This is a genomic window from Microcystis sp. LE19-8.1F, assembly GCF_027531715.1.
Lineage (GTDB): Bacteria > Cyanobacteriota > Cyanobacteriia > Cyanobacteriales > Microcystaceae > Microcystis > Microcystis wesenbergii_A.
Genome location: NZ_JAPZSO010000094.1, coordinates 1 through 6192, shown reverse-complemented (window position 1 = coordinate 6192; position 6192 = coordinate 1). Strand labels below are relative to the sequence as shown.

The window sequence follows — 6192 nt, the reverse complement described above, 5'->3', positions numbered from 1 at the left end:
TGGGGGGTTCTACCCCCCAAACCCCCCGTTGGGGGCGTGGCGCCGCCCCCAAACCCCCCGCGCATTAGTTTTTCGGTGGGATGCTTACACGCAGCTGCTAATACATCTGTCACAATTTAACAGTCACTCCACTTGCAGGAGTGCCTCTCCTGATATGTAGCTTATACTCAACGGATTTAGTATGATTGACGAATTTGCGTTATTTCAGCTTCTATTTTCAAGTCAGGGAGCAGGGGAGCGGGGAGATGGGAGACCACTTCGTGCGCGTTGCGGGGGGAGTGGTCACTGATAACTGATAACTGGTCACTGATAACTGATGACTGAAAAAGGTGGGAATTACCCACCTTAAACTTGATTTTTGCCGAATTTTTCTAGCGACTGCTCCGATCTTGGTCTAAGACGCTGACGGGGAAATTATTATAACTAACGTGATGTTTGCTAGTTTTTTGAATTTCTTCTTTGATTTGATCTAGATCAACATAGCGATCGGCTACATTAATTAAACTATCACTGGTCATTGATCGCAAACTAACCACTTCCACTCGCGCACCACGGTAACTGACGGAATCGGCAGCATAGGCCAAATCCCCATCACCACTGACAATTACTGCGGTATCATAGGAACCCACTAGCGCCATTAAATCTACGGCAATTTCCACGTCGAGATTGGCTTTTTTGGAACCATCGGGTAATTGTACTAGGTCTTTAGCGATGACTCGATAACCATTGCGACGCATCCAGAGGAGAAATCCCTGCTGTTTTTCGTTAGTGCGATCAACTCCAGTATAAAAGAAGGCGCGCAAGAGACGAGAACCGGCAGTTAAACGACAAAGTAATTTGGTGTAGTCAATTTCGATACCTAATTGCAGAGCCGCATAAAATAAATTGGAACCATCGATAAAAATCGCCACACGACCGCGATTTTCTAGCACTTGTTCGGGGGTGAAGACTGGGGCTGTGTCATAATCATCAAACATTTTTTTCCCTCGTTTGTTAAAAGTTTAGTGTTGAGTGTTTGCCAGTTGTATCCCAAAGGACAACAGACCTTAAAAAATAGAGTTATTAAAAAATTCCTTTAGGAATCGTTTAACGGCAGTTCTAGTTTAGAAAAGATCGGTTCAGGTGTTCCTAGTTGTGGATTTGTGGGTAATCCCCATTGACAGTGTTTGGAAAAAGAGACACGATCAGGGGAGTTTTCCCCGTCCTCCGACCTGAAAGTATTAAAATCAATAACAAAACCTAGTTGTTGATAAATTTTACTGCTCAAGGTCGGTATTATCGGTGAGAGTAGGTAGGCAGAGAGTCTTACGGATTCCAAAACTGCGTAGAGGACTTGTTCTACTGCTGCCTGTTGTTTCTGTTTAAATAAACTCCAGGGCGCACTTTCATCGATAAACTTGTTACTAGCACGAATTAACGCCAGTATTTCCTCACAGGCTTGATTAAATTGTAGCGCATCATACTTCTGTTCAACAATGCCCCCTAGATTGATCCCCATATTCTTAAGACGATTATCGTTGGGGATATCTACGCCAGTCAACTGGGGGGGGATATTTTGGCAGTATTTTTTAACCATGCCTAGGGTGCGATTGAGGAGGTTGCCTAAATCGTTGGCTAAATCCGCGTTAAGAATATTAACAAATCTGGTTTCCTGAAAATCGCCATCCTGTCCTAATTCAATCTCTTTGACGAAATAGTAACGGACGGCATCGGCCCCATAGCGCTCAACCAAATCGAAGGGATCGAGGGTATTACCGAGACTTTTGCCCATTTTCCGCCCGTCTTTGGTCAAAAAGCCATGGCCGAATACTCTTTTGGGCAAGGGTAAACCCGCCGACATTAGCATAGCCGGCCAATAAATGGCATGGAATCTTAATATATCTTTACCGATCAGATGCAGATCGATCGGCCACCATTTGGCCAAGGCATTTTCTAGGGTGGGTTCGTCTTCGGGGTCGAGAAGGGCGGTAACATAGCCAAGAAGGGCATCAAACCAAACGTAGATGGTATGCTGACCATCGTGGGGAATGGGAAACCCCCAAGCCACATTAACCCTAGAGATGGAGAAGTCCTGTAGTCCTTGGTTGACGAAGTTGAGAACCTCATTACGTCGGCTTTCTGGTTGAATAAAATCGGGTTGCTCTTGGTAAAGTTGTTCTAGTTGTGCCTGATACTTAGAGAGACGGAAAAAATAGTTTTCCTCGTCGCGCCATTCGGCGGCCAGATTAGTATGAATGGGACAACAGCCATTATCTAACAGTTCTCTTTTTTCCTTAAATTCTTCACAGGCGACGCAATACCAACCCTGTTGGCGATCAAGATAGATATCGCCCTTTTCCCAGACTCTTTCAAAAAATTCGTTAACAATTGCCTGATGACGGGGGGCAGTGGTGCGACTAAAGCGATCGTACTGGATGTGTAGCTTTGCCCAGAGATTGGCAAAACTGGTGGCGATGCGATCGCAGTGTTCCTGGGGATTGAGTCCTTTGGCTGCCGCAGTCCGTTCGATTTTCTGTCCGTGTTCGTCGGTTCCTGTAATTAGGAGGACAGAATTGCCCTGTAACCGCTGCCATCGTGCCATAACATCCGCTACGATCGTTGTGTAAGCACTACCGATGTGAGGGATATCGTTGACATAATAAAGAGGTGTTGTTAAAGCAAATGTTTTTCGCTTATTTAAATCATTCATGAAATTTATTTTTTTAAATAGATGAGGCTGCCCTAAGGCTGATCTGTGGATGATTAGGACATAATGTCCATATTTTATGATACTTTAATTCCGTTTTATCCTTTAATTGTGGTCTAAGTCAATAAAAACAATCTTAAGGCCGATTTTTTTTTTATGACTCTGCTTACCCCCCTATCTACCTCTCGTTTAATTCTTGATACCACACGCACGGGCCTGTTTACCGTCGGTCAAGAAAATCTACCCAGCCAAGGAGTGGCGATCGTGGTAAGTAACCATCGCAGCTTTTTGGACGCGCCGATCTTAATTCAAGCTTTGGGCAAAACTCTCCCGATCGCCTGTCATCACTACATGGGAAAAACGCCGCTTTTGCGGGAATTAATCGGAGAATTGGGCTGTTTTCCCTTTGATACCCCCGAAAAACGCCACCAGACTTTTTTTCGGCAAGCAACGGATTTTTTACAGTCCGGACGATGGATCGGTTTATTTCCAGAAGGTGGCTCGCCGATGTTAAATTTGACTCCTCCTCGTCAAATTAGCCGTTTTCAAAGCGGATTTGCCCATTTAGCTCTGCGTTGTCCCGTGGAGAATCTATCGGTCTTACCTGTGGCTATTCTCTCTGAGTCGGAAACTGCTATTAGTCCTTTTCCCGTGCGTTTGCTACGCTGGTTAGATACCACGGAACCTTTATTCGATCAAGATGGTTGGCATCCCGTTGTATTTTATCATCGTGTCAAGGTGGCGATCGGTCGTCCCTACCGAATTACTGAAAGCGATCGCTCAGATTATCAAGGTAAACAAGGAAAAAAAGCGATTAATCGTTTAATTGGTCATTGTCAGTCGGAAATTAGCGATTTATTGCTGAAAGGGTAAGTCAGGAGACAGGAGACAGCCTTGAATCAGTTATCAGTTATCAGTTATCAGTTATCAGATGTGAGTTTTCAGTTCACTGATTACTGTTTACTGTTCACTGAAAATACTTCCCACTTCCTAACTCATAATTCATAATTGATACTGGAGTGATTTGTTATAAGTAGGGAGGCACAATTATTTGTAGGATGGGTTAGCGGTAGCCTAACATGATCGGGCGTTGGGTTTCATGCTTCAACCCAACCTACGTTCTAGGGTTGATTCAAGGTAGGGTTGATTCAAGGTAGGGTTGATTCAAGGTAGGGTTGATTCATGAATCAACCCTACCCCGACTGTTTACTGTTCACTGAAAATACTTCCCACTTCCTAACTCATAATTCATAATTCATAATTCATAATCCTTTTTCTTATTGCGCTAATATTCTGACTAGCTCTGCTTTCTTCATCTTGCTTAAACCAACGATTCCCTTTTCTTTGGCTAGAGTCTTTAATTCAGAAACAGTCTTGAGTTTGAGAGTTTCTTCTGAAAATTCCTCAATCACTGCATCTTGTTGAGATTGAGGAGTGAGATAAAAGACAGTTTTGAGTAAATCTAATCCCTTCCCTTTTGTAATTCCACACTTGAGGGCAACAATTGAGTCTAAACTCTTCCAGAATTGACGGGGAGCTTCATCAATCCTAGCAGTAGCAGTAGCTAATTTAACTGTTTTTAGGGGGCTATTCGGTTGTTCAATTAAGAACTGTAAAGCAGATTTAATTTCTTCTCTTGAAGCTGTTGACAGATTTAGTTTTGGGGTTTCTTCTCTTGCCAAAACTCTGGATATATTCCTAGCATCTTCTGTTCCATCGGCAATAATACACCAAATTCTTTCTAGTCCAGCCCTTTCAGCCACAGCATAAACAAATGAGTTGCCGATAACTTCATAGCGATCCTCTGATAATTCTTTGACGATTACAGGCAGCCAATTGCGTCCACCTGTCTGCTGTAATAGTTTGGCAGTAACTTCAATTAAAAAACTATCAGCATCGGTCCCATTGGTAATTTCTATTTCATCTAGGTATAGATACTTTAAAGTACCAATATCGGTATATTCCATCATTGTAAAAAATACTCCTTTGCTAAGTCTTGGTAGTAGTAATAAACGGAAATATGTTTATAAACGGCAGGCACGCGCTCAAAAGCAGCACTGGCTATAATAGCGTATTCTGGCAGGTGGTGAATATGTAAATCTTTTTTGGCAGGAGCGAGTTTGGGATAAAAATAGGGTACAAGGTTTTTGTCATTTTTTAGTATTTGATTAATTTCTTTTTGGGCAAGCTGTAACTGTGGTTGAGTAATCTTCTCACCGTTGAAAAAAATTGGTAAGGCTATGGGAGTCCCATCTTTTTTTGATTTTTGCATTTCCGGCAGAAACTCCTTGATGGCAGTGGCTGCATTATTAAGGGAGAATGAATTGTTATGTTTTGTGGGTAAGAGGACAACATCGGCAGCATAAACAGCCAGCTGGCTAGTAAATCGCCAATTGGGAGCTGCATCTATAAAAATGTAATCATATTCATATCTAGCTAAGTCTAATTTTCTATGGAGAGTGGATATTTTCATTTTAGAATGATAGTCAAATTCCGTCAGCCCTGCTATTTTAGGATCAGCAGGAACAACATCGAAGGTAATTTGGAGTTTTGGATTCTTAAAAATATAAGGAATAATCACTGATTTTAGATCAATATTCTTATCAGTTAAAGCCTCTTCTAGTAGTCCATTTTGTGGTTTTATATTTAGGAGAGAGCTAGTTAAATCTCGTTGATTAAAATCAAAGTCTAAAACTAGAACTTTTTTACCTAAAAAAGCAAGAATAGCCGCAAGATTTATGGTTGTGGTGGTTTTGCCTACACCGCCTTTATTATTGTAAACAGTAACCGTTAATGCTTTGGGAGTCTTGTCAATTTTTGTCTTGATCAGAGCTATAGTATCATCAATGTTATCAGGGGTTAGCTGTATGCAAGTAGTAGCAGGAAAAATTGTTTTACCGTGTTTTCTAAATAACTGGATGTGTAAACTATTAGTGATAATTCCCCATTGGGATGCTTGACAGTTATTCCCTAATAACTGACGCTTTAACTGATTGACAGTTGCCTTATAACTTGGACTATTTTCAGTTAGGTTAATCTCTCTACCCTTTAACTCTATCAGCAGAAAAGGATTACTCTTTGTATGCAGAAAAATATCGTTTTCTAGGTTTCTCCGAGTGGCAAAGTCGGTAATCCCACCGCCTCCCGTGTCGTACTGTGGAATTCTCTCCTTGTCTGAAAATCCTAAATATGATATCAGGTAAGGTGCAAAGTTGGTGCTAACAATAGCTTCCGACGCATTTTGAGGCAAATGCTGAAGATAAGATTTGAGACTTGTTACTCTGGGGGTGTTATCTTTCATCGAAAAAATGGGTCTGAAACCCCGCCCTTTAGCGATAGCGGAGGGCAGCTTTATATGAGTTAGCGAGAAACAATTAAACCGTTAGAACGACGAATTAACTGAATCTTGCTAACAGTTATCTGTCCCAATCGTTTCCAATTGGCATCGCTTACAGATAGCTGTTTTTCGGTATCTCCACTAACATAACCAATTCCTTTAGGAGAAG

Annotated in this window: 5 protein-coding genes and 1 pseudogene; 1 reads left to right on the top strand and 5 read right to left on the bottom strand. The window is 41.8% G+C overall.

Going from position 1 to position 6192, the window contains the following annotated elements; genetic code table 11:
• Positions 1–371 precede the first annotated feature (371 nt).
• Both O9334_RS10005 and metG read right to left on the bottom strand, forming a co-directional pair.
• On the bottom strand, positions 372–977 hold the full coding sequence (locus O9334_RS10005) for a LabA-like NYN domain-containing protein (protein WP_002743578.1): 606 nt from the start codon (positions 975–977) through the stop codon (positions 372–374).
• Between the two features lie 98 nt (positions 978–1075).
• Positions 1076–2689 carry a methionine--tRNA ligase gene (gene metG / locus O9334_RS10000; RefSeq protein WP_288000110.1) on the bottom strand — a complete coding sequence of 538 codons (1614 nt, stop codon included), beginning with the start codon at positions 2687–2689 and terminating at the stop codon, positions 1076–1078.
• 153 nt (positions 2690–2842) lie between these two features.
• Here metG and O9334_RS09995 point away from each other — a divergent pair, with 153 nt between their 5' ends.
• On the top strand, positions 2843–3559 hold the full coding sequence (locus O9334_RS09995) for a lysophospholipid acyltransferase family protein (RefSeq protein ID WP_045360752.1): 717 nt from the start codon (positions 2843–2845) through the stop codon (positions 3557–3559).
• 404 nt (positions 3560–3963) lie between these two features.
• Here O9334_RS09995 and O9334_RS09990 read toward each other — a convergent pair whose 3' ends face one another.
• From O9334_RS09990 to O9334_RS23150, 3 genes and pseudogenes are all read right to left on the bottom strand, one after another.
• A complete protein-coding gene (locus O9334_RS09990; protein WP_147073009.1) occupies positions 3964–4656 on the bottom strand; it encodes a Rho termination factor N-terminal domain-containing protein in 693 nt (230 codons plus the stop codon).
• A complete protein-coding gene (locus O9334_RS09985; protein WP_288000109.1) occupies positions 4653–5987 on the bottom strand; it encodes a ParA family protein in 1335 nt (444 codons plus the stop codon). The genes O9334_RS09990 and O9334_RS09985 overlap by 4 nt, the downstream gene beginning before the upstream one ends.
• A 59-nt stretch (positions 5988–6046) precedes the next feature.
• A pseudogene (locus tag O9334_RS23150) lies at positions 6047–6192 on the bottom strand (RRXRR domain-containing protein); the annotation flags it as partial.

Excerpts from the sequence above, each read along its gene's own strand:
- O9334_RS09995 (WP_045360752.1), top strand. The coding sequence starts at position 2,843 with ATGACTCTGCTTACCCCCCTATCTACCTCTCGTTTAATTCTTGATACC.
- O9334_RS09990 (WP_147073009.1), bottom strand. The coding sequence starts at position 4,656 with ATGATGGAATATACCGATATTGGTACTTTAAAGTATCTATACCTAGAT.
- O9334_RS10005 (WP_002743578.1), bottom strand. The coding sequence starts at position 977 with ATGTTTGATGATTATGACACAGCCCCAGTCTTCACCCCCGAACAAGTG.
- O9334_RS09985 (WP_288000109.1), bottom strand. The coding sequence starts at position 5,987 with ATGAAAGATAACACCCCCAGAGTAACAAGTCTCAAATCTTATCTTCAG.
- metG (WP_288000110.1), bottom strand. The coding sequence starts at position 2,689 with ATGAATGATTTAAATAAGCGAAAAACATTTGCTTTAACAACACCTCTT.